The 24,423-nt window shown below is 39.9% G+C and carries 10 protein-coding genes; all 10 read right to left on the reverse strand.

Annotated elements, in window-relative coordinates; all coding sequences use genetic code 11:
* Positions 1 to 207: 207 nt before the first annotated feature.
* The 10 genes from MuYL_RS13865 to MuYL_RS13910 all read right to left on the reverse strand — a co-directional run bounded on the left by MuYL_RS13865 (position 208) and on the right by MuYL_RS13910 (position 24,349).
* Positions 208 to 2,712: an ABC transporter permease gene (locus MuYL_RS13865; protein WP_094571142.1), complete on the reverse strand. Its 2,505-nt coding sequence runs from the start codon at positions 2,710 to 2,712 to the stop codon at positions 208 to 210.
* Positions 2,713 to 2,767: 55 nt separating this feature from the next.
* Positions 2,768 to 5,221 (reverse strand): ABC transporter permease, encoded by a 2,454-nt coding sequence (locus MuYL_RS13870; protein WP_094571143.1) that lies wholly within the window; start codon positions 5,219 to 5,221, stop codon positions 2,768 to 2,770.
* Between the two features lie 106 nt (positions 5,222 to 5,327).
* Positions 5,328 to 7,781 (reverse strand): ABC transporter permease, encoded by a 2,454-nt coding sequence (locus MuYL_RS13875; protein ID WP_094571144.1) that lies wholly within the window; start codon positions 7,779 to 7,781, stop codon positions 5,328 to 5,330.
* Between the two features lie 80 nt (positions 7,782 to 7,861).
* The gene (locus tag MuYL_RS13880) at positions 7,862 to 10,309 is read right to left on the reverse strand and encodes an ABC transporter permease (protein ID WP_094571145.1); all 2,448 of its coding nucleotides are present in this window, start codon (positions 10,307 to 10,309) and stop codon (positions 7,862 to 7,864) included.
* Positions 10,310 to 10,413: 104 nt separating this feature from the next.
* On the reverse strand, positions 10,414 to 12,783 hold the full coding sequence (locus MuYL_RS13885; RefSeq protein ID WP_094571146.1) for an ABC transporter permease: 2,370 nt from the start codon (positions 12,781 to 12,783) through the stop codon (positions 10,414 to 10,416).
* Positions 12,784 to 12,870: 87 nt separating this feature from the next.
* The gene (locus tag MuYL_RS13890; RefSeq protein ID WP_094571147.1) at positions 12,871 to 15,294 is read right to left on the reverse strand and encodes an ABC transporter permease; all 2,424 of its coding nucleotides are present in this window, start codon (positions 15,292 to 15,294) and stop codon (positions 12,871 to 12,873) included.
* A gap of 555 nt (positions 15,295 to 15,849) precedes the next feature.
* Complete coding sequence (locus MuYL_RS13895; RefSeq protein ID WP_211710148.1) at positions 15,850 to 16,890, reverse strand: DUF4097 family beta strand repeat-containing protein; 1,041 nt, start codon at positions 16,888 to 16,890, stop codon at positions 15,850 to 15,852.
* A gap of 92 nt (positions 16,891 to 16,982) precedes the next feature.
* Positions 16,983 to 19,364, reverse strand: a complete 2,382-nt coding sequence (locus tag MuYL_RS13900; protein WP_094571149.1) for an ABC transporter permease — start codon at positions 19,362 to 19,364, stop codon at positions 16,983 to 16,985.
* A 76-nt stretch (positions 19,365 to 19,440) separates the two neighbouring features.
* Positions 19,441 to 21,813 (reverse strand): ABC transporter permease, encoded by a 2,373-nt coding sequence (locus tag MuYL_RS13905; RefSeq protein WP_094571150.1) that lies wholly within the window; start codon positions 21,811 to 21,813, stop codon positions 19,441 to 19,443.
* A gap of 112 nt (positions 21,814 to 21,925) precedes the next feature.
* On the reverse strand, positions 21,926 to 24,349 hold the full coding sequence (locus tag MuYL_RS13910; protein WP_094571151.1) for an ABC transporter permease: 2,424 nt from the start codon (positions 24,347 to 24,349) through the stop codon (positions 21,926 to 21,928).
* Positions 24,350 to 24,423: the final 74 nt, after the last annotated feature.

The following is a 24,423-nucleotide window of genomic DNA, read 5'->3' on the forward strand; positions in this document are numbered from 1 at the left end:
CATATACCATTTTTTTAAACACCTAATAATAAGCATTTTATGTGCTATTTAATTATACGAACATGTTCGTAATTGTAACACCCGCTGTTCGATATTGATACAGTTCTGCTAAAGGTTGAATACAGAGAAGTTAAAAACAAAAATGCCCCAAACTCAGCGAAATCCAAGATCAGGGCATTATAAATAATGTGTGGTCTCCGATCAGGTCTATTCGCTCCGGAGGCTGTCAACAGGATTACCTTTTGCGGCTTTTAAAGTGTGGTAGCTAACCGCTGCAACTGCTGTGAGCATAGCGATAATTCCAGCAGTTGTAAATAATGCCCAGTCGGGGTTTATCCGATAGGCAAAATTATCCAGCCACTGATGTACCAGGTAAAAGGCTATTGGCGCTGCAACTATAAATGATAACGTTGCTAATATTAATGTACCGCGATTTAACAAAAGAAATAAATTACCTACCGATGCCCCCAATACTTTACGGATACCAATTTCCTTGGTACGGTTAAGCGTTGTAAGTCCGGAAAGGCCAAACAGCCCAAGACAGGCAATAATTATTGCGAGTACGCACGATGTGGTGATTGTTGTCATCCATCGCAGATAGGCTTCGTAACTCTTCGCAACCTCGTCGTCCATAAATGTATAGCTGAAAGGCAAATTCCCTGTGAGTTGGTTCCAGGTATTCTTTATTTTATTCATGGCTTTTGGAATATTCTGCCCGGCCCTGATCTTTAACCAGAACACTCTCGTATTGTTAGCATTTATAAAATGGTATGCAGGAGCAATTTTTTGAGTAAGGTCATCCATGTGATAGTCCTGACATACACCAACAATAACTCCGCCCATGTCCTGATTAATTACATCAAGCTGCGGCCTACCCAACATGTTGTATAAAGTTTGGTTCACTATTACATTACGAAGGGCGAGGCTGGCCTTTTGATTTTTCTGCAGGTCCGGAATGCTCATTCTAATGCTGTCACTACTGATTTCCTTTTCAAATGATCGCCCTTTTACTATAGGTATTTTATTAAATGAAAAATAATTGTAATCAACATTCAGGGCACGCAGCATTGTTTTTTGGCCGTTTATAAGAAAGCCGTTGCTATCTCCTCCGCTAAAGGAAAACGAAGTGCTCGTCATGCCCTGCATTGAGGGGTCTATTGTGGTAAAATGATAAAGCTGGTTTTTTAATGCGATGGTCTTTTGTTTGTCAGACCATTGGAAAGGCGATTGAAGGATCACCACCTGGTCTTTATCAAAGCCCATGCTGGTCGTATTTATGTAACGAATCTGCCTGTTCATAACTAACGACGATATGATTAAAATAACGCAAATACTAAATTGCACAACCACAAGGCCTTTTGACAAAACAGGATTTAGTTTAAAGGCAGAAAAACTTCGCAACACATTAAGTGGTTTGAGGCCGGACATAGCAAATGCAGGATAAACACCGGCTACCAGGCCCAGTACAATTGCCAAAATGAACAGTAACGATAATATTTCACCTGATGAGAAATACGATAATTGCAAAGCAGTCCCGGTTAACTGGCTAAAGAATGGCAAACAAACTGTCGCTATCAGTAACCCCACAATTACGGATACAAACGCTAATAGCTGTGTTTCAACATAATATTGCAACACAATCTGAATCCTTGCTGCTCCGATAGTTTTTCTAACACCAACATCCTGTGACCGGGAAACAGTACTGGTAAGCGTAAGTAATATATAGTTTAAACAGGCAATAAAAAGAATAATTGCGGTTAGGCATACCAACTGATAGATATTCTTCAGGTCGGTATAATGCCCCCAGGGGCCGCTCTGGTTATAGTGGGCATCGGCAAACGACCTTAAAAATAGATGGGTATCCGGCACTTTATTTTTACTGTCTCGTTTTTGGGCCTCTTTAACTTGCTCTTTAAAATAAGTCATGGCAAATGCATCCAGTTTCTGCCGGAATTTATTAACGTTAGTGCCTGCCCTTAACTTCAAAACCAGCGGTTCGCTGTAGGTGTTAAGGCCATTGGCTATCCTTTCGTTATAATCGGGGTCCGACTTCATAGGGATTACCATATCAAATTGAAGGCTCGAATTGGCCGGAAAGTTTTTGGCGACCGCACCAATCGTAAAAAGTACTTTATTTTCATTGGGAAATGAGATGACCTTACCAACCGGATTTTGTTTACCAAAATATTTTTCAGCCAAACGTTCACTAATAACTATGGTATTTTGAGTGGACAACGCCGTTGCGGGATCTCCAATTAACAGGGGAAAATTAAAGACTTTAAAAAAAGAATCATCAGCGTATACGATATTACCCTTTTCACTAAAATATTGATTACCAGTGCGAACAAGTTCCTCATAAACAGGCATTAACCGGATAGCTGCTTCGATATCGGGAAAGGTCCTTTTAAGATCAATTGCTAAAACAGGAGGTGTTACTATCATATTCTTTTCTTCAGCATCCTTCATCATAAATGAAAAAAAGTTTTTCTTTGGTTTTTCGTCTAACATACCTGTATTAAACGCAGTCTCTTCCACCCTGAACAATTGTGCCTGGTCCTGGTGAAACCTGTCGAACGATTGTTCGTTTTTAACGTAAAGGTAAACCAGGATACAAAATGCACTGGCAACGCTTAATCCAACAACGTTAATAACGCTGTACAATTTATTCCTGAAAATATTACGGACGGCAAGTTTTAGGTTAGTCTTTAACATGTTATTTGTTAATTAATTATTTGTGTTGGTTTGGAAACTTTAAACTATTGCTCAATTACTCGGAACGCAGGCTTTTAACCGGGTTTGCAATGGCTGCCTTAACCGTTTGAAAGCTTGAAGTAAATACGGCTGCAAGCAGCATTCCGGCGCCGCTTAAGGCAAAAATCCACCAGCTTATCGTAGTGCGGTCAGCAAAATTTCGCATCCATTGGTTTATGGCATACCACGCTACCGGAGTGATTAAAACAAAGGCCAATAGGATAAGCCATACCAATTCAGTTGACAACAAGGCTACAATTTGAGTTACTGAAGCTCCAAGTACCTTACGTACACCTATTTCTTTTGTGCGCTGATTGGAGGTGTATATGGCTAAACCCAGCAAACCAAGGCAGCTTATAAAAATACACAAACCCGTAGCCCAAGCCAGCAGGGTTGAGAATTTCTGCTCTGCATCATAAAGCTTTGCTATAGTTTCGTCAAAAAAGGTCGATTCAAAATCAATTCCAGGGTAAACTTCATTCCAGGCCTTTTGGATGCTAGCTATGCCTTTTTTCCAGTCATTACCATTATCTGTCTGCGGTTTTAAGGCGATATGTAACGTGTTGAAATTCCACTTATAATCAGGATATATAGACATCGGTTTAATTGGTGCATGCAACGAGCCCTGGTGAAAATCGCCGATAACACCAACGACCTGCATTTTTTGTTTCTCGTTGAAATCAATAAATTTCCCCAGGGCCTGTTGCGGTGTTTTAAACCCTAAAAACTGCGTGTAGGTTTGATTGATTAGTATCCCGGTAGCAGAATCACTCAATTGGATATTTCTGCCAGCAAGCAATTTAATTTTATAAACCTTAATATAATTTTCGTCACCTGATTTTGTTTGTAACTCGCTTTTTATTTCCTTTTTTCCGTCCCTATAGGTAACGTTCCTTGAATTCCATCCATTTGATGATGGTATATCCCCTCCAAGGGCTGTCAGCTCAACCTGCGGAATACTACGAACCTTATCTAAAAACACCATTTTATTTCCTGGATTCTTGTCATTCCATGGGGTATTAATATAAATTATAGCCTCCTTTTTAAACCCGAGGTCTTTATGAAGAGCGTAGTAGATCTGTTTGCTCACCATTATGGTTGCCATTATAAAAAACTGGGCTATCATAAACTGCGTCACTGTTAATGCTTTGCGCATCCAAGCATTACGTGTTTTACTTTTGCCACCCACAGCCTGATTTTTCAGTACCTGTACTGGTTTATATGCTGACAAAACGATCGCCGGATAAAAGCCGGACAGAAGGCTAACAACTATAGCCAGCAAAATTAAAAACACACTAATATGCGGCTGGTGGATAAAATCCACTTTTAGTCCGGAGGGCATAAAACCGGCAAAAACCTTTAATATAACAGGTATCATTGCCGCAGCTAGCATTATAGCAAACACTGTGATTAAAAATGTTTCGCTAAGGTATTGGCCAATTAACTGGCTGCGGGTGCTGCCCAGAGTTTTCCGGATACCAATTTCTTTTGCCCTTTGTGACCCTTGTGCTGTAGTAAGGTTAATAAAATTAATGCACCCCAATAATAACAAAAAGGCCGCTATTGTAATTAAACCATATAAACTGTCCCTACTTACTATCGGTATATCATAATTGTAATACCGATCATTAAAATGCATGTCAGCAAGTGGTTGTAACATAAAAGCCTGGGTCGTTCCTTTATTTTCCGGTTTTGGCGGGTGATGTTTTTTTAAAAGCGCATTTAATTGTTTTTCAATATGTTGCACAGAGGTGCCTTTAGCAAGCTTTATAAAAAGCTGTGAGTTTGATGATGTACTTCCCCAATCCTGCTGATCCGGATTCGAGTCCTTATTCAGTTTAAGTGTAGCAAGCGATACAAAATCATGAAAGGTAAAATCCGTATTTTCCTTAAAGCCTTCTATAATCCCGGTAACGGTAGTTTTAATGGTATCTTCATAAATAATCTCTTTACCCAATACTTGTTCAATTGCGAGTTTAGGAAAATATTTTTTAGCCTGGTCAAGGGAAAGAACAACCTGGTGGGCGTTGTTTAACGAATTTTGTGCCGACCCGGCCAGCCATTTGTATTTAAATAAATTAAAGTAAGATTGGTCGGCATAAATACAACCATTCTCGCCTTTAAATTTTATCGTAGCCTTTGCACCGTTTGGAATTAAAACCTGCCCGCCGAAAGTTTTAAACGGTGCAGATTCCTCAATGCCCGTAACCTCGTTTTTTACACCCAGAGCCAGCGGCCCCGTAACACCGCTATTGTAATTTGGCGATCCGTTAAAGGTATAATTAGTTACAACACGGTAAATCCTTTCGCCATTTTCATGGAATTTATCAAAAGTCAAATCATAATGTACGATTAGGTATATCACCAGCGATGCGCTTATCCCTATTGATAAACCAATCACATTAATTACCGTAAATAATTTATGCTGCCTGAAGCTTCGGAAAGCGATCTTAAAATAATTTCCAATCATTATGAGGTTGAATTATAAATATATTTTTCTTGTTATTAATGTGGTTGCAAGCTTTTATTTCTCTATGTTAAAGTAATACCCATTTCTTCGACAACTAAAACTGCTATTACTCACTCCTTAAGCTTTTAACCGGGTTTGCAATAGCTGCTTTAACCGTTTGAAAGCTTGAAGTAAATACGGCTGCAAGCAGCATTCCGGCGCCGCTTAAGGCAAAAATCCACCAGCTTATCGTAGTACGGTCAGCAAAACCTTCCATCCATTTATTCATGGCGTACCAGGCTACCGGTGTAACCAAAACAAACGCCAGCAGAATCAGCCATATCAGTTCAGAGGATAGCAATGTCACAATTTGGGCTACTGAAGCGCCGAGCACTTTACGTACGCCAATTTCTTTTGTGCGCTGCGTTGTAGTATAAATGGCAAGGCCTAATAAGCCAAGACAGCTTATAAAAATAGATAAACCTGTAGCCCAGTTTAAAAGCGTTGAAGTATGCTGCTCACTTTCATAAAATTTGGCAATATTTTCATCAAAAAAATGATATTCAAAATCGTCATCAGGGTAGATCTGTTTCCAAGAGCGCTCCATACTTGCAATCGCTTTTTTCCAGTCATTTCTGTCTTTTGTTTGCGGTTTCAAAGCAATATGGAATGTATTGTTACGGTAGATTGCTGTGTTTACAAGAAAAGCCAGTGGCTTAATTGGTGCATGTAATGATCGTTGATAAAAATCAGCCATTACACCAACAATTTGCCATTCTTTGTCATTGTATTTCAGCATCTTTCCTATCGCATCTGAGGGGTTTTTAAAGCCAAGTACTTTAGCATAGGTTTGATTAATGAGGAATGCGTTAGCTGTATCGCTTTTTTGTATGTTCCGGCCGGCCAGTAGTTTTATTTGATATAACTTAAGGTAATTTTCATCGCCATATTTCTCCTGAACATCTGTCTTAATTTCTTTTTTTCCATCCTTATAAAGCATTTCGGTAGACATTGTGCTATTTGATGAGGGAGCATCAGATCCAACACTCAGCATAGTTACCTGTGGTATGGACCGCAGTTTATCAAAAAATACTAAATTCCGGCTAAGTTGTTTGTTTTTCCAGGGTGCATGTATAATTACGATGGCATCCTTTTTAAAACCAAGATCTTTATGGAGCGCGTAATAAATTTGCTTGCTTACCAGTAAGGTAGCCATTATAAAAAATTGAGCTATAACAAACTGCGTTACCGTTAATGATTTTCTGAGCCATGCATTGCGTGTTTGGCTTTTACCGGTTTGCGCCTGATTTTTAAGCACAAGCACAGGTTTGTATGACGACAGCAAAATTGCGGGGTAAAAGCCCGATAAAAAGCTTACTATAAGGGTTAGGCCGAGCAAAAATACAATGATATTAGCCTGGAGCAATGATGCTGATGTGATATCGGGTGATATGAACGCCGAAAATGCCTTTAATATAAATGGGGCCATTCCAACGGAAATTAAAACGGCTGTTAGCGTTATTAAAAATGTTTCGCTCAAAAATTGGAAGATGAGTTGTTCCCGGCTGCTGCCCATCGTTTTTCTTATGCCTATTTCTTTAGACCGCTGTGATGCCTGTGCAGTTGTTAAGTTCACAAAGTTTATACAGCCCAGGATAAGCAAAAACAATGCAATCACCAATAAACCGTAAAGTGTGGTTTTGTTAGCCACATGCCCCGAATCAAAACTGCCGTAATTTGTGTTAAAGTGCAGGTCATTTAAAGGCTGCAAATGAAAATCCTGGGTATTACCTTTTTCCTTTTTAGTGTTTTTGCCAAGCAGGTCATTCAACTGCTTTTCAATGCGGGCGGCCGGAGTTTTGCCGGATAGCTTTAAAAAAAGCTGAGAGGCGGAATTAGTACTTCCCCATGCCGTTAATTGCAACTGGTCCTTCAGGTCCTTCACCACGTTAGCTGTACCGTATGATATGAATTCTCTAAAATAAAGATCGCTGTGATCTTTTAAAGATTCTACAATACCTGTTACAGATGTTTTGATTGTATCATAGGTTACTACTTTGCCTATCATCTGATTATATGACAGGGCGGGAAAATATTTTTTTGCCTGCTCAGAAGTAAGTACAACCTGCTTAGGGTCATTTAATGCTGTCTTTGAAGCTCCTGCTAACCATTTATAATTAAATATTTCAAAATATTGCTGGCTGGCAAGGATGATATTCTCCTGGTTTTTGAAGCGGGTTGGTACGTTACCTATCCCATCAACAAATACATTAACCTGCGATAGTGTATAAAACGGCGCTACCACGTCAACACCGGGCACCTGGGCCTTTACAGCACCGGCCAACGGCCCGCACACACCGCTATTGTAACCAACTTCACCAGAGAACGAATAGTTAGTTACAACGCGGTAGATCCTGTCGCTATCTTTGTGAAATTTGTCAAAAGTGAGATCATAATAAACGATGAGGTAAATAACCAGGCAGGCGCTGATACCTATAGACAAGCCAATGATGTTTATAAATGTAAACAATTTGTGTTTCCTGAATCCCCGGAAAGCAATTTTGAAATAGTTTTTTATCATGATCGTTTAGTTTGGTTGTTCGTTTTTTTTGGTGATACATTAAACATCGTATTCTCTCATCCGTAAATTTTCATTTATTACTATTCACTTCTCAGACTCTTCACCGGGTTTGCCAGCGCAGCCTTTATCGACTGAAAACTAATGGTTGCCAGCGCTATCAGTATTGCCGATACCCCTGATAACAGGAAGATCCACCAGCTGATATTTACCCGGTAGGCAAAATCCTGCAACCATAAATGCATAAAATAATAAGCTACAGGCGATGCTATGAATATGGCTATGACAACCAGTATTAAAAAATCTTTGCTTAGCATTGATACAATACGCGCAGCGCTTGCACCTAAAATTTTGCGGATACCGATTTCTTTAAAGCGCTGCTGTGCAGTAAATGTTGCCAGGCCAAAAAGCCCCATGCATGAAATAAGTATAGCGATAGACATAGCTATATTCATCAGGCGGGCTGTTTTTTGCTCCTTTTCATATAGTTTGGCAATTGTTTGATCAAAAAATGCGTACTCAAACTTATCATTAGGATAAACTTCATCCCATGCCTTCTTAACCTTTGCTATGGTATTTTTAAAATCATCAGCTTGCTTGCCCCGTGTGGTTAATTTTATGCTGACGGTGCGTTCACCCTTTTTTAATGACGCTATAAAAAATGGAGTAATCGGGTCATGTAATGATTGTGAATGAAAATCTCTTATCACACCTACAATAGGTGCTTTTCCATTGTTCATTCCTATCTCAACAATTTTCCCAATAGCATCCAATGGTTTTGTAAAGCCTAATGCTTTGGCACAGGTTTCATTTACCAGGAATTCTTTTATTGTATCAGCGTGCAGAAGATTTCGCCCCGCAACCAAATTAAGTCCGAATAAAGGCACATAATTTTCATCACTCATGTCAAAAGATGCATCTATTTTAGCTTTGTTAGCTGCATAACTTATATAAGTACCCATGTGTCCTTTAGCCGCCGGGGTTTGATGGTGCTGGCTAACTAATTGTACTCCGGGGATCTGTTTAACTTTTTCGGCAAAAACACCAACCTGGTCAATTGGATTGCTATAAGCGGTATGCATGGTAATAATGGCATCCTTTTTAAAACCAAGGTCAGTATTTAGTACATAATGGATCTGATTGCCAATAACCAGCGTACCTATTATAAATACCAGCGATACGGTAAATTGAAATACGATAAGAACTTTACGCAGGTAACTTTTTTGGTTCAGCGTTGTTGACCCCTGCCCTTTTAAACTTAATACAGGTAAATAAGATGATAAGATCCTGGCCGGGTAAAAGCCTGCAAGCAATGCGGTAATTATTGTTATCAGCAATAAAAATATACTTGTTGCCGGGTTGTATAAGTTTAAAGCCACGCCCTGTGGTATAATAGATTGCAAAGATGAGATAACCGGACCCGTAATAAGCAGCGCAACAATAACCGCAACCGTGGTTATTAAAAGCGTTTCGGTTAAAAACTGAACGGTTAAGTTTGATTTACTGCTCCCCAATACCTTACGTACGCCAACCTCTTTAGCCCTGCGCAATGATTGTGCGGTTGAAAGGTTAATAAAATTAATGGCCGCGATAATTAAAATAAATACAGCAATCCCCATTAGCGCATAAAGTGTAGGCAGATGTGCCTGCCGCGAATAGGCATCATCATAAGCTGAGTTAAAGTGAATATCGGCAAGGGGCTGTAATGACAATGAAGCTTTACTACCCGGGCCTGTTTTAACATGGCTTTTCACAAACGCCGGAAACTGTTTTTCTACCTGTGCCAGTGTAACTCCCTTTGCCAGCTTTACAAAGCCCTGGGTGTTATAATCCCAAAAGCCCCAATTGGTAACATCGATGTCGTTTTTCAGAAAACTGCTTTTAATTGTGGCAAACGAAATGAATTCCTTAAACTTAAAATCGGTATTCCCGCTCCAATCCTTTACAATTCCTGATACAGTAAGCCTTAACGAATCATTATAAATAATTTCACGGCCCATAACATTATCAGGAGTCTCATTACCAAAATATTTATGTGATGCGCTTTCAGATATCACAACTTTAAAGGGTTCATTTAAAGCTGTCGCCGCTTTGCCCGCCAGCCAATGATATTTAAACAGGTCGAAATACTGTGGCTCGGCCACAATCAGGTCCGAGTGATCTTCTCCCTGCCTTGGGGCATCAAACTTTTTCAGTTCTTTACCGTTGGGGATGCTAACCTTTGCGAAATAATTAAAAAAAGTAGTGACACTTTCAAATCCGCTAAGTTCACTTCGCATTGCCGTGGGCATCGGGCCCATAATTGTGGCCAGGTCGCGCTTTTGATCTTCGGCATGTTTAATACTCCCTGTTATCCTGTAAATCCGGTCACCATCGGGATGAAAAGTATCATAGCTTAGCTCAAAGCTGGTTATAAGATAAATAACCAGGCAGGCGCAAATTCCAAGCGAAAGGCCCAGTATGTTAATAGCGGCATATACCTTGTTACGGGTAATGTTCCGCCACGCGGTTTTGAAGTAGTTTTTTATCATGTTTTAATCATTAGTCATTGTGTCATTCGCTGCGCTGTCATTAGAAATTTGCCTGACGGTTCAATATCTTTATTTTTCAGCCGCAAACTGCTACCACCCACTGCCTACTCACTTCTAAGGCTTTTCACCGGATTTGCCACCGCTGCTTTGATTGACTGGAAACTGATCGTTATCAGCGCAATTCCGACGGAAATCAAGCCTGCTAAAAGAAATATTACCCAGTTAATATCAATCCGGTAAACAAAACTTTGCAGCCACTTATTCATGGCATACCAGGCTATTGGCGAACCAATTATTATTGAGAGCAACACCAGCTTTAAAAAATCCTTCGACACCAGTGTTACAATGCTGCTTACACTTGCACCCAATACTTTACGGATACCAATCTCTTTGGTCATGATCTGAGCGGTATAGGTTGCTAAACCTAAAAGGCCAAGGCATGAAATAATAATTGCAATAGCAGAGAAAATATTAAATAAAACACCGGTTCGCTGCTCGGTTTTATACAAGTTGCCGTATTCTTCATCCATAAAATTATACTCAAACGGAAAGCCGGGATTGTATTGATTCCAAAGGCGGGTAGCTGCCGCAACAGCTTTGGCTGCGTTTCTTCCCGTGGTTTTTACATATAATAAATAACCTTTAGGCTCATAGTAAATTACAGTAGGTTCAATTCTTTCTTTTAACGATGCGGTATTAAAATCTTTAACAACTCCTATGATGGTTCCTTCGGTTTCCTGTAACTTCAGGCGTTTACCAATGGGTTTTTTTATCCCTGTCAATTTAACGGCTGTTTCGTTTAAGATAAAATGGGCCGAGTCGGATTTTACACCCGAAAAGTTATTACCAGCCAGCAATTTAATTTTCATCAGCGGGATAAACTTCTCATCTATCCCCAGGTGGTGAATAATAAAGCTCGAATTAGCGTCTTTACCATCCCAATCTACGCCGGCAGTAGTATTCCTGTTGTTTACCAGTTTGTTATCCGATGATGTTACGGCTTCAACTCCTGGTTGGTTTCTTAACTCTGCTTTAACCACATCCTGGTGTTTTTGCATTTCGCCCATTTGGAAAGAGAAAACCTGCGAACGGTCATAACCCGGATCTTTTTCGCGGATATATTTCAATTGTCTGCCAATTACCAGGGTAACAATGATCAGGGTAACTGAAAAAACAAACTGGGTGGTAACCAATATCTTCCTGAAAGTAACATTACCCACGCCTAATGTTATTTTCCCTTTTAATGCCTTTAATGGTTCAAAAGATGATAACAATATAGAAGGATAGACAGATGATGCGAGCAATGTGCCAATAATAGTAACTGAAACTATTTTCCATACTGCGGGATCGGTAAGGTTAAGGTGCATGTGTTTTCCCGAGATCTGGTTATAATATGGCATTATCAGGGTAATCAAGACAAATGCAAATACCAGTGCGATACCAAAAAACAGAACTGTTTCAATAATAAACTGTGCAAACAGTTGCGTTTTTTGAGCGCCTACAATTTTACGGATGCTTACCTCTTTTGCACGGATCATTGACCGGGCGGTTGAAAGGTTAACATAGTTGATGCAGGCAATCAGCAATATTAAAACAGCAACAATTAAAAATATATTAACCGTTTGCATTCCTGATGCTGTGCCATCTGCCTGATATAGGTGAATAGTTGAAAGTGGTTGTAACTGATAGGCATTCTCCTTTAAATTTACCTTTATCCATGGTGCGTTTTTTGCCTGGATCCGGATCAGTTTTTCCCCAATGGGCTTTATCGGTGTTCCGGGTTGAATTTCAAAGAAAGTAGTATATCCAAAATTGCCCCAATTGCTATCAAGTGATTTCCAGAAACCCTTGCCGTTATATTCCCTGGCCACCAGGTTCATTGAGAACAGCATATCATAATTTATGCTCGAATTATCCGGAAAATCAGCTATTACACCGCTCACGGTATAATTGTCCTTATGATCCTGCTGTAACACTTTCCCAACAGCGTCTTCTTCCCCAAAATACTTTTTAGCTGTAGATTGTGTGATGATTACAGACTGGTCATTAGGGAATGGATTTGTAGCATCTCCTTTTATCCATCTAAAATCAAACATCCTAAAAAGTGAAGGATCGGTATATGCTGCATTCTCTTCTTTTAACAACTTATCCTTGTAACCAAAAACGCTATTGTAAGCATGCGTTATACGTACCGCATTTTTAACACCAGGCACTTCTTTTAAAGCATAAGTTGCTACCGGCGCCTGTGCATTATCCCAAATTCTTTTGGTGCTGCCGCTTCCCAGGTATGAATTAACGCGATATATGTTTTTTGTTTTTGTATGAAAAGAGTCAAAGCTTAACTCATCCTGTACCCATAATAAAATAAGCATACCTATTGCAAGTCCCAATGTAAGCCCTGCAATATTTATAACTGAATAAAATTTGTTTTTTATCAGGTTCCGCCACGCGGTTTTGAAATAGTTTTTTATCATTTTATTTAGTCATTAGTCATTGTGTCATTCGCTGCGCTGTCATTAGTCATTGGTTTGCATCAGTCACTAATGACCAATGATCAATGACTATTCCGAACGCAGACTTTTCACTGGGTTTGCCAGTGCAGCCTTGATTGATTGAAAGCTAATTGTAGCTGCTGCTACCAGTAACGCAATGCCCGCAGCCAGTACAAATACCCACCATTGAATATCGATGCGGTAAGCAAAATCCTGCAGCCATTTGCTCATCGCATACCAGGTTACCGGAAAAGCAATCAGCGATGCTATCACTATCAGCTTTAAAAATTCTTTTGACAGCATAACCGTTATGCTGCCGGATGTTGCACCCAAAACTTTCCTGATGCCAATTTCTTTAACCCGCTGGCGGATCATAAATGCAGCCAAACCAAACAGGCCAAGGCTGGCTATTATAACCGCTATAACAGCAAATGAGGTAAATATTTGCCCCGTACGTTCTTCTGTATTGTATAGGGATTGATATTGCTCATCCAAAAAAGAATAGCTAAAAGGTGTGCCGGGATTGTATAAATCCCACTGACGCTTTATATCTGTTAACAAGGGCTGCACATCTGCAGTTTTTATCCTCGCTATTATTGAACCCCGACTATTAATAGACGGAAGCATCATTAAAGGCGCTATCTTTTGTTTTGCCGATGTGTAATGAAAATCTTTAACCACACCAACTATATTATAATGGCGCTGCCCCGAGCGTACGATGGTTTTTCCTATCGGATCAGTATTTCCAAAGCCGAGGTCGCGCACAGCAGCTTCATTAACTATAACTGAAATTGAATCGGCAGGCGACGACGGGTAAAAGTTTCGCCCTTTGACAATTTGGATCCCCAATGTTGGAATATATGAATCCTCTATCCAATAAATACCGGTCTGGATCTGGGTACGGGCACCTTTGTCTGCCAGGTCTTTAGCATAAATTTCAGTACCCCCCATATTATTAAAGCCCGGTATGTTGCTTGAAATGCTGGCGTTTACTACGCGATGATCATTTAAAAGCTGTTGCTTAAAAGCTACTATGTTATTGCCCAGCGTATAAGTATCATTTATTACCAGCACCTGGTTTTTATCATAACCAAGCTTTTTGTTCTGCATAAAATGCAATTGTTGGTAAACTACAAAGGTTGATATGATCAGTGCTGTTGAGATAGCAAACTGGCATACGATCAAACTGCTGCGTAAGCCACCTTTGCCTGTAGTTTGCGCTGTACTGTTCCCTTTTAAAACAGCCAGAATTTTAAATGAAGATAAGAAAAATGCCGGGTAAATACCTGCAATAAGTCCAACAAACAGGATCAGGGCGATTTGTAAACTCAGTGCCTTGAAATTCAGGAAAAACAACATATCAATGTGCTTGCCGGCAAGGTTATTAAAATAGGGTAACAAAAGGTAAATAAGACCTAACGCAAAAAGCATTGCAAGCGCCGTAAGCATTACTGATTCAGTAAGAAACTGCCAAACAAGCTTGTTTTTTTCTGATCCCAATACCTTTCTGATCCCAATTTCCTTTGACCGGTTTGATGAGCTTGCTGTTGACAGATTGGTAAAATTTATACAGGCCAGCAACAGAATAAAGGATGCGAGGGCGCCAAATATGTATATGTAATGGATGTCGCCATTAGCTTCAAATTCATATTTTGTGGCAGAATGTAAATGTATATCAGTTATAGGTTGTAAAAAGAACAGGAAAGAGTTTACAGATTTTTGAGCCTCGGCAAGGCTTACTCCCATATCGTGCTGAATCTCGGGGACAACATTTTTTGCGACTAGTTTCTGAAAACCAGCTTCCAGCTTTTTTGGGTCGGCATTTTTATCAAGCAGAAGATAGGTAAAATAGCCAACATTACTCCATGTTTGCCTCGTGGTAGCAGTAACAAATGTTGTCATGCTTATAAACGCATCCGCGTGAAAATGAGAATTACCTGGAATTTCGTCAATTATGCCTGTTATTTTTAAAAGGTTGGGGCCAACATTCACCATTCTACCAAGCGCCGGAGAATTACCAAAATATTTCTTCGCGAATGGTTTCGTAATAACCATGGTATTTGGCTCAATAAGTGCCGATTTACTGTCCCCCTCAACAAAAGGTATTGAAAATAGCTGAAAGAAATTAGGATCGGTTATCACGATCTTGTTTTCCTTAAACTGCTTTTCATTGTATTTAACAAACACCGGCTCCCGTTGAGATAAACGGGTAAAATCCAATACTTGCGGAAACGCATTTTTTATGCCCTGCCCTACTGCAACGTCGACATTTGGAAAATCGGCTGCGGTATTGTTGCCGTTTGAGTGAAGCGCAACCCTATAAAGCTGTTTAGCATTTGCGGAGTAAGTATCATATGTTAACTCCTGATATAAATAAGCGCTGATAAGCATACAACACGCTAATCCGACGGCTAACCCAAAAACGTTTATAAGGGAGAATACTTTGTTTCTACTCAAATTTCGCCATGCTGTTATTATAAAGTTTTTGATCATCTTATTAATTTATGGGTATAAAATTGCTAACAACTATCGGTGCATCTTTTTTGTAAGTGTTGTGCTTTTTTGTTAACATGTTTAAAATACATACCAATTATATAATTATCTATTAATCAGTTATTTATATTTTAATTTTAATTATAACTGTATCAATAGCGAACACATAGTGTTACGCCTGCGAACAGTAGTTTTGATTTCGGAATTCCAATTTCGGAGTTGTTTAAGTTAACGTAAGTTCGGAACAAGGCGGATGAAACATCTTGATTATCAGAAACTTGCACCTGCTTAATTCTTTACAAGTGATTAAACTATTGATAATCAACATATTTCACTTTGTTCCACCCGTTCCGCTATAAAAATGGAACGCTTTCCTGCGTAGATACACAAACTTACCCCCCGCCTCAACGCTGTTGGAGAAGGGTTTGGACTGAGGTGACCGTTGCTTATATCGAACTCACGTTGAGTTAATATCGAGGGTGAGACTAAAACTAAAACGGCCCTGACACACTATTTATAGCATATCAGGACCGCCTTAAAAACTATTTAATACTATTAATTAAAGACTATATTCAAATTATCACTTGCTTCAACACTTACAGGGATGCCACCGCCATTCAGCGTACCCTTTACATGGTCTTTTTCCCATTCCCCGGTAAATTTGCTAACATTTGATGACCTGATTTTACTTGCGGATAAATTGAGATTCATGCCCTGATTGGCAGGGAGTGTAAGATCGACGTGACCCCCGCTAACGTCAAGTTTAACATATTTTCCTAATTGACGCATATCCACATGCATGCTGCCGCCGCTGGTTGATGCGTTAAGGCTACAGGCCATTGCTGATAAATTAACACTGCCGCCGCTTGTCCCGGTAACTAATTCACCTTTTATATTGTTGGCCTGGATACTGCCCCCGCTGGTATTGGCGGTAATTGATCCCTCTAATGCTTCAAGATGAAGTGAACCGCCCGATGTTTCAAGCCTGATTTTGCCCTGGCAGTTTTTAGCATTTATGCTTCCGCCGCTTGTTTCAAGGTCAATAATATCTTTTGAATTATTTACCTGGATGCTTCCGCCTGATGTTTCACCTTTTATTCTGCCGGCAAGATTATCCATGTGCAAACTGCCGCCACTGGTGCTAAATTCCTGTGCGCCAATTAAGTTATCCAAATGAATGCTCCCGCCGCTGGTATTTAAATGTGTAGCAACTTCTCTCGGAACATAAATTTTAAAAGATATGCTCAATGGCCTTTTCCAATCAATATTAAAGTTCTTTTTCCTTTTTGCTACCGCATGAACTTCATGATTGTTCACGGTAACTTGTAAATCATAATCTTTATCCAGCCGTTTCTGAATTTCTTCTTTTGAAAGTTCCTGGTTATTGTTTCCGCGCACATAAATTTCAATCCGTGCAGACTCGCCGGCGGCTCCACTAACTGAAATGCTTCCGCCGGATGTGTTTACAAATACATCTTTGATAGCATCATTTGCTAATGATTTTGTTTGATATGGGGTTTTATCCCAATTGCCCTGGGCAAGAGCAACTGAGCTTGAGCAGGCAATTAACAACAGTGCAAGGTAAGTTTTCATCATTTTTAAGTTTATTTACCTATTAGACGACCATTTATTTATTTACGTTGCACCCGGTTGAAAATAAGTTTGGGTAAACCGCTTACTTAAAACAACTACTCACTTTTCAGGCTCTTAACCGGGTTAGCAAGAGCTGCCTTTATAGCCTGGATGCTAACCGTTACAGCCGCTACCAATAAGCATACCGCACCCGCAGCAACAAAGATCCACCAATGTATATTTATCCGGTAAGCAAAATCCTGCAGCCAGGCATGCGCTATAAACCATGCTATTGGCGACGCTATTACCGTAGCAATAACTATTAAACCCAAAAAGTCTTTTGAAATAAGTACAATAATGCTGGAAACTGTGGCGCCAAGCACTTTTCGGATCCCGATCTCTTTTGTGCGCTGTACTACCGCATACGCAGTCACTGCAAACAAGCCGAGGCATGCCAGTAATATAGCCAAAGCAGAAAATGTAGTGAATACCCCTGCTGTACGTTGTTCAGACCGGTACATGGCATCATAGTCATCATCTAAAAACTTATAGGAAAAAGGTCTTTCAGGCACACGTTCTTTCCAGATCTTTTCGAGGCTTTGAATAGCTGATGTTGTGTTGTTGTGATTTATGCGAACAAATAATGCCTGTGTTTGAAAATGATCTAAAAATATCAATAGCGGCCCAATCGGATCATGGAACGATTTAAAGTTGAAATCTTTAACAACCCCTTTTATTTTCCCGGTTACGCCTTTTGAAATTTCCTTTCCAATGGCTTGTTCGGGTGTCCAGCCCAATTGCCTGGCCGCTTCCTCATTTATCATAAATGAATAATGAAAGTTTTTGCCCTGGTTGGTTGTATCTATCTGTAAAACATCCGTTTGATTATAATCGCTCCCCGCAATTATTTTTAGCTGCATTGTTTTTATGAAATCTTCATCCATTGGCAGTGCATTTACCGAAATATTCTTGCCATCGGCAGTAGTTATACCATCGCCCCATTGCACATTAATAGGTTCATTATTTGCTGCTGCAACACCCTCTACACCCGGAACGTTGCTAATAGCTTTTTTTAACCCCTCAACCTTTGCAAGCATTTTCCAGTTCACGGGCAAAACTACCACGTTACTTTTGTTATACCCGATATCCTTATTACGGATATACGACAGTTGCTGCAGTATAACTACGGTAGTGATGATCAGGAAAATTGAAATGATAAACTGGAATACAATTAATGATTTTCGCACCCCCTGCCCTGAAGTAAATGAAAAGCCCGATTTAAGGATTTTTGCCAGTTTAACACTTGACAACAATAAAGCTGGGTAAGCCCCCGCCGCAAAGCCAATTGCAAGCCCAAGCAAAACTAAGCTGCCCAATATAACAGGATCAAGCAACGCGCTAAGCTGAAGGTCTTTACCCGATATGTGATTGAACGATGGCAGCAATATAAAAGCAAAACCAATTGCCAATAATACGCCGATAGCAGTAACAAAAAGCGACTCGCCAATAAACTGCCTGAACAATTGGCTTTTTGCAGCGCCCATTACTTTCCGAATACCAATCTCGGCACCACGCCCTGCGGATTGCGCTATGGAAAGGTTCACATAGTTTACACATGCAATTATCAATATCAATATGGCCACTACAACCATTATGTATATATACGTAATACTGCCATTGGGCTCCAGGGAACTTGGGAGGCTTGAATGCAGATGCACACTTGTTAAAGGCTCCAGGTGGTAGGTTAAATATTGGCTGCCGGTCATTTTTAGTTCATTTCTGCTCACACCGCTCATATAAGCAGAAACCTGTCTTTGTAGAGGCTGAACTTGATCTTTGTCCTTTAACAACAAATAGGTAATATAATTGGCCTCCCACCATTTTTCAGTTTTGGAAGCATTAAGATTATTAAATGATACAATAAAATCAAATTTCACCTGTGAATTTTCCGGCGCATCAGCAGCAACACCCGACACGATAAAATTCTGATCGCCAATTTTTAACATTTTCCCTATTGGGTTTTCTTTGTCAAAATATTTTTTGGCTGTTTTTTCGGTAACAATTATTTTATCAGGCGAACTTATTGCAGATGCATCACCGCTAACAAGATTAAACGAAAATATTTTTAAAAAAGACGGATCGGCATAAAGAATGCTCGTCTCTTCAAACACCTGGTTATTATAAGTTATTACACCCCCTCGTTTCTCCAATCGTACAAAATCAACTACTTCAGGGAATGTTCTTTTAAATTGCGGCCCGACTTTAGTGCCGGTAACTGCTACTTTTTGTGGCGCTTCACCATGGCCGTAATCCATTGTTACCCTAACTATCCTGTCAGCATTTTCATTAAAACGATCATATCCTAATTCGTTTTTAATGTATATGCCGATTAATAAACAGCTAACTATACCAACAGTTAAGCCGGTAATGTTTACAAAAGCATAAAGCCTGTTTTTCTTAAGATTTCTCCAGGCAATTTTGAAATAGTTTTTTAACATAGTTTGTCTATTAATTCGTCAATCATTTATTAAGCGGTTTAACTAATTTGCAACTAAAAGCCAGTTAACAATTAAACTACTCACCTTTTAAACTTTTCACCGGGTTGGTTAATGCGGCCTTTACCGCCTGGAAACTAACGGTTATTAACGATATTATTACCGTAATAAGAGCTGCTACCACAAACACCCAAATACTGATAGTTATGCGATATGAATACCCTTTAAGCCACTCATACATTGCCCACCAGGCAATTGGCGTAGCAATTGTAAAGGAAATCATCACAAGTTTTAGGAAATCTTTTGACAGCATGGTTGTAACGCCTGCTACCGAAGCGCCCAGCACCTTGCGGATACCGATTTCCTTAATCCGGTTTTGCGCCATATAAGCCGCAAGACCAAACAAGCCCAGGCATGAAATAATAATGGTAAGGCCCGCAAAAAGACTGGCAAGCGTGCCTATTCTTTGTTCGTCTCCAAATTTGCGGGCATATTCCTGATCAACAAAATTATATTCAAACGGGTACTCCGGGTTATATTTTTTAAATACCTGCTCGGCACGCTTCAAGTTCTCGGTAGTGGTGTGTGCATTGTTAAGTTTAAAATGGATAACATTAAACCATGCTTTAGGCCCCTGGATAAGCATATGCTTTACAGGCTCATACGGCGACTGTAATATAAAATCCTTCACTACACCTACCACGTGCCATTGCTGTGAGTCCTTGCCATCACCGTTTCTTACTATCTGGCCCACCGGGTTCTTAAAACCCATAATTTTAACCGAAGCTTCGTTCAGTAACATTGCTGAAGAATCAGAGGGGTAATTTACTATATCAATGTCACGACCAGCTATAACTTTAAGCCCCATGGTTTTAACAAAGTCTCCGTCGGTATTAAAAATATTGAAGTCTATTTTTTCGCCTCCTGCAACCCTTCCATTCCAATTGTAGCCCCAGCTATCGCTCCAACCCTGGGTTATTGGTGAACTTGTCTTGGTTACAGCAGACGCCACTCCGCTACTAATTAATTCATTCTTAATAGCTGCATAATTTTTTTGTATGGTTCCCTTCATCATTACATACACCAGGTTGTCCTTCTTATAACCCGAGTCTCTGTCCTGGGCATATTTAAGCTGCTGCCTGATTATAATGGTACAAACAATAAGCACTACAGCAAAGGTAAACTGTATAACTACCAACAATTTGCGTGGCGTTATTAACGCATTAGCCGCCTTGAAAGTCCCCTTAAGAACACTCACCGGCTTAAATGAAGATAAATACAACGCCGGATAACTCCCTGAAATAACACCGGTAAATAATACAAATCCAAGGAAAACCAGCCAGAAATATGGATTCCCATAGGGAACAAACAGCTGTTTATCTGTTAGCGTATTAAAGCCAGAAATACTTATCTGAACAGCCGCCAATGCGATAATGCCTGCTATAAAGGCGATTAATACAGATTCGCCTAAAAACTGGAAGATCAGGGAATTTCTCAAAGCGCCTACAACTTTACGAATCCCTACCTCTCGGGCGCGCTTCTCGCTGCGGGCGGTGCTCAGGTTCATAAAATTAATACAGGCTATTAATAAAATAAAGGCAGCAATTATTGAAAATATCCTGATGGTTTCTATCCGCCCGCCCGATACTTTACCTTTATCATCAAATTTAGAATAAAGTCTCCATTTGCTTGCAGGATGCAAAAACTGATAGATATCCTTAGTGTCGGAATGTGATTTGGTTACGTTAACAATAGCCGCATCAGCCTGCGCCTCGGTAACGCCGGGTTTTAATAACACCCAGGTTTGTATGGAATTATTGCCCCAGTATTCATCATCCCATCCAATCTTTTTCATGTACGACCATGGCAACAGGTATTCAAATTGAAAACGGGTATTATTAGGCAGATCCTTCATAACGCCGGTAACATTAAAATAAGCGTTGCTGTCAATCTTAATGGTCTTACCCATTGCGTTATCATCACCAAAAAGTTTTTTTGATAGCTTTTCGGTAATTACAATGCTGTGGATATTATTCAATGCTGTTTTGGGATCTCCTTTTAGTAATGGAAAGCTAAACATGGTTAGGAATCCAGGATCAGTGAAATTGCCCTGAACATTCAGGTGCTTATCGCCAATTATAAAAAGGAACGTATTGTCAGTAGTACGCGCTGTTTCCTCAATCTGCGGGTAGTTCTGCTTTAGTGTTTTAGCCATAACCTTTGGAGTGGTGCCCCAACACCAAAGCTTACCATCAAAAACCGACCTATTATATACTTCATATAACCTGTCTTTTTTTTCATGAAACTGGTCATAGCTTACTTCGTTTTGGATCCACAAAAGGATGAGCGCAGAGCTGGCCATACCTATGGCTAAACCTAAAATATTGATAGACGAAAAGGCTTTATGCCTTAACAGGTTTCTCCAGGTTATTTTAAAATAATTTTTAAGCATAAAGAAAGGTTAAGTTGTATAGTAGTTTCTACAAGACATTAAATTTTCTCTGTGGGTTGCATCCACCTGAAAATATTTTCACAATAGTTTTAATTTATTTCTCTTTATCGCCCTATTCACTTTTTAAACTCTTAACGGGATTAGTCAACGCCGCTTTAACCGATTGAAAACTTATGGTAACAAAAGCAATAAATATTGCTCCCGCACCTGCCAGCACAATTATCCACCATTGGATATTCTGGCGATAAGCAAACCCCTGCAACCAGCTATGCATTGCCCACCAGGCCAGCGGGGCAGCCAGTACTATTGAAAAAAGTACGAGTTTTATAAAATCCTTTGAAAGCATTCCTACGATGGTTGAGATGCTGGCTCCCAACACTTTCCGAACACCAATTTCCTTGGTACGCTGTTCGGCTGCGTAAGCGGCCAGGCCAAAGAGTCCCAAACAGGCTATTATTATGGCCAGGGTAGTAAAAGCAACTGAAATTGTGCCTATTCGCTGCTCGGCACGATAAATAGCGTCAAAATCCTCATCCATAAAGGTGTAGTTAAACTCCTGGGTAGGCGAAAACGAGTTATACTTATTTTTTATCTGCTGGATGATACTGGGAATGTTAGCTGACCGGATACGAACGCTAACAGCTCCCCTATCTTCGTTCAACGTAAATATTAAGGGTGTTATATTATCCTTTAGCGACCTGAAATTAAAATTTTTCATTACACCGATAATATGATACTTCTTCATCGTTTTTACCATATTATCGTTAGGTGCATAAAGTGGCTGAGTGATTGGGTCTGAGAAATTAAGCATTCTTGCCGCAGCTTCATTGACCACCAGACCTACGGAATCGGTAAGCATTTGTTTGGAGAAATTTCTTCCGGCCGCCATTTTAATTCCCAAAGTGGGCAGATAGTCTTCGTCAACCGGCCAGATCTGGGCCAATATGGCGCGTTTTTGATCAACAACCGGATCTTTAAACATTGTTGAGCTATTACCATACCCGCCAGTGGGTAATGCGCCGCTAAGCGAAGCATTTTGAACACCGGCCAGGCCCTGCACCTCGTGCTTAAACACCCTGGCATTATTACCCAACGACCAAACATTCCTCACTATCATTACGTGATCGCGATTGTAACCCAGATCTTTACTTTGAATATATTTGAGCTGGTTATAAATCACTAAGGTTCCGATGATCAGAAAAATGGATATTGAAAATTGAAAGACAACTAAAAAGCTTCGGAACACGCCTCCTTTGAAGCCTGCCGCAATTTTTCCTTTCAACACCTGAATAGGTTGAAACGCCGAGAGGTACAATGCCGGATACGATCCTGCCAAACAACCTATCACAATGATTATCAGCAGTAGTACAGGAATTAACCATGAAATAATTTGCCAGGTTATAACCAGTTCTTTTCCGGACATTTTATTGAACTGACCAAGGAAAGCCCAGGCAAGCAACAATGCTATAATAGTGGCTACCAGGGTTACTAAGATAGATTCGGTTAAAAACTGTGCAATTAAATATTTGCGTGGTGATCCTAATACTTTTCGCACACCAACTTCCCTCGCCCTGCCTGAAGAACGTGCAGTTGAAAGATTCATAAAATTAACACACGCAATCAGTAATATAAATACAGCAATAGCCGAAAATATGTAAACATACTTTATGTCGCCATTTGCATCCAGTTCGGCCACGCTGGCTGACTGTAAATGGATCTTTTTTAAAGGGATTAAACTTAATTTAAAATAATTACCGCTTTTTTCAAGCTCATTAAAGGTTAAGTGTAGTATGGCCTTTAACTGTGGCCCTGCATGTTTTTGTAAAAAACCGGGAAGTTTTGCTTCAAGTTTATTGACATCGGCTCCTGGTTTTAATAAAATATAGGTGTTGAAATTATTACTGAACCATGTATCTTCTTTACTTTCAGCCAATCCCGGCATCGCTATAAAAAAATCAAAATTAAAATGTGATTGCCTGGGAATATCTTTGATAACTGCCGTTATTTTGTAGAAAGAAGTATCGTTAAAAGTTAGCGTTTGGCCTGCTACATTCGTTCTGTCGAAATATTTCTTCGCCATTTTTTCTGTAATTACCACCGTGTGCGGCTCTGTTAAAGCATTTCCGGTGCTACCTGTAATCATAGGTAAAGTAAAAATACTGAAGATGGAATTATCGGCATATACCATCCTTTCTTCAATAATATTCTGTTTTCCTTTTTTTACCTGGTTTCCACCCCGTTCCCTAAATCGCACTACCTGTTCAATTTCTGGAAAATCCGCCTTTAACGCAGCAGCAGTTGGCGGCGGCGCAACAGCATACGAATTCTCGTTCCCGCCGAATTTTATATCGTTGTTTACCCGGAAAATTCTGTCTGCTTTTGTATTAAACAGGTCATAGCTCAATTCGTCAAATACATAAAATACAATAAGCAGGCAGGTAGCTAAACCCAATGCGAGGCCAAACACATTAATAAAAGTGAAGCCTTTGTTTTTCATCAAGCCCCTGAAAGCGGTTTTAATGTAGTTCTTTATCATGATGGTTTGTTTTAGGTGAACAGAAAGTTTTTACAACCCTTAATAGGACGCCGTATCAACTTATTAGGTTGCAC

Origin of the sequence: Mucilaginibacter xinganensis, assembly GCF_002257585.1 — a bacterium.
GTDB classification, from domain to species: Bacteria; Bacteroidota; Bacteroidia; order Sphingobacteriales; family Sphingobacteriaceae; genus Mucilaginibacter; species Mucilaginibacter xinganensis.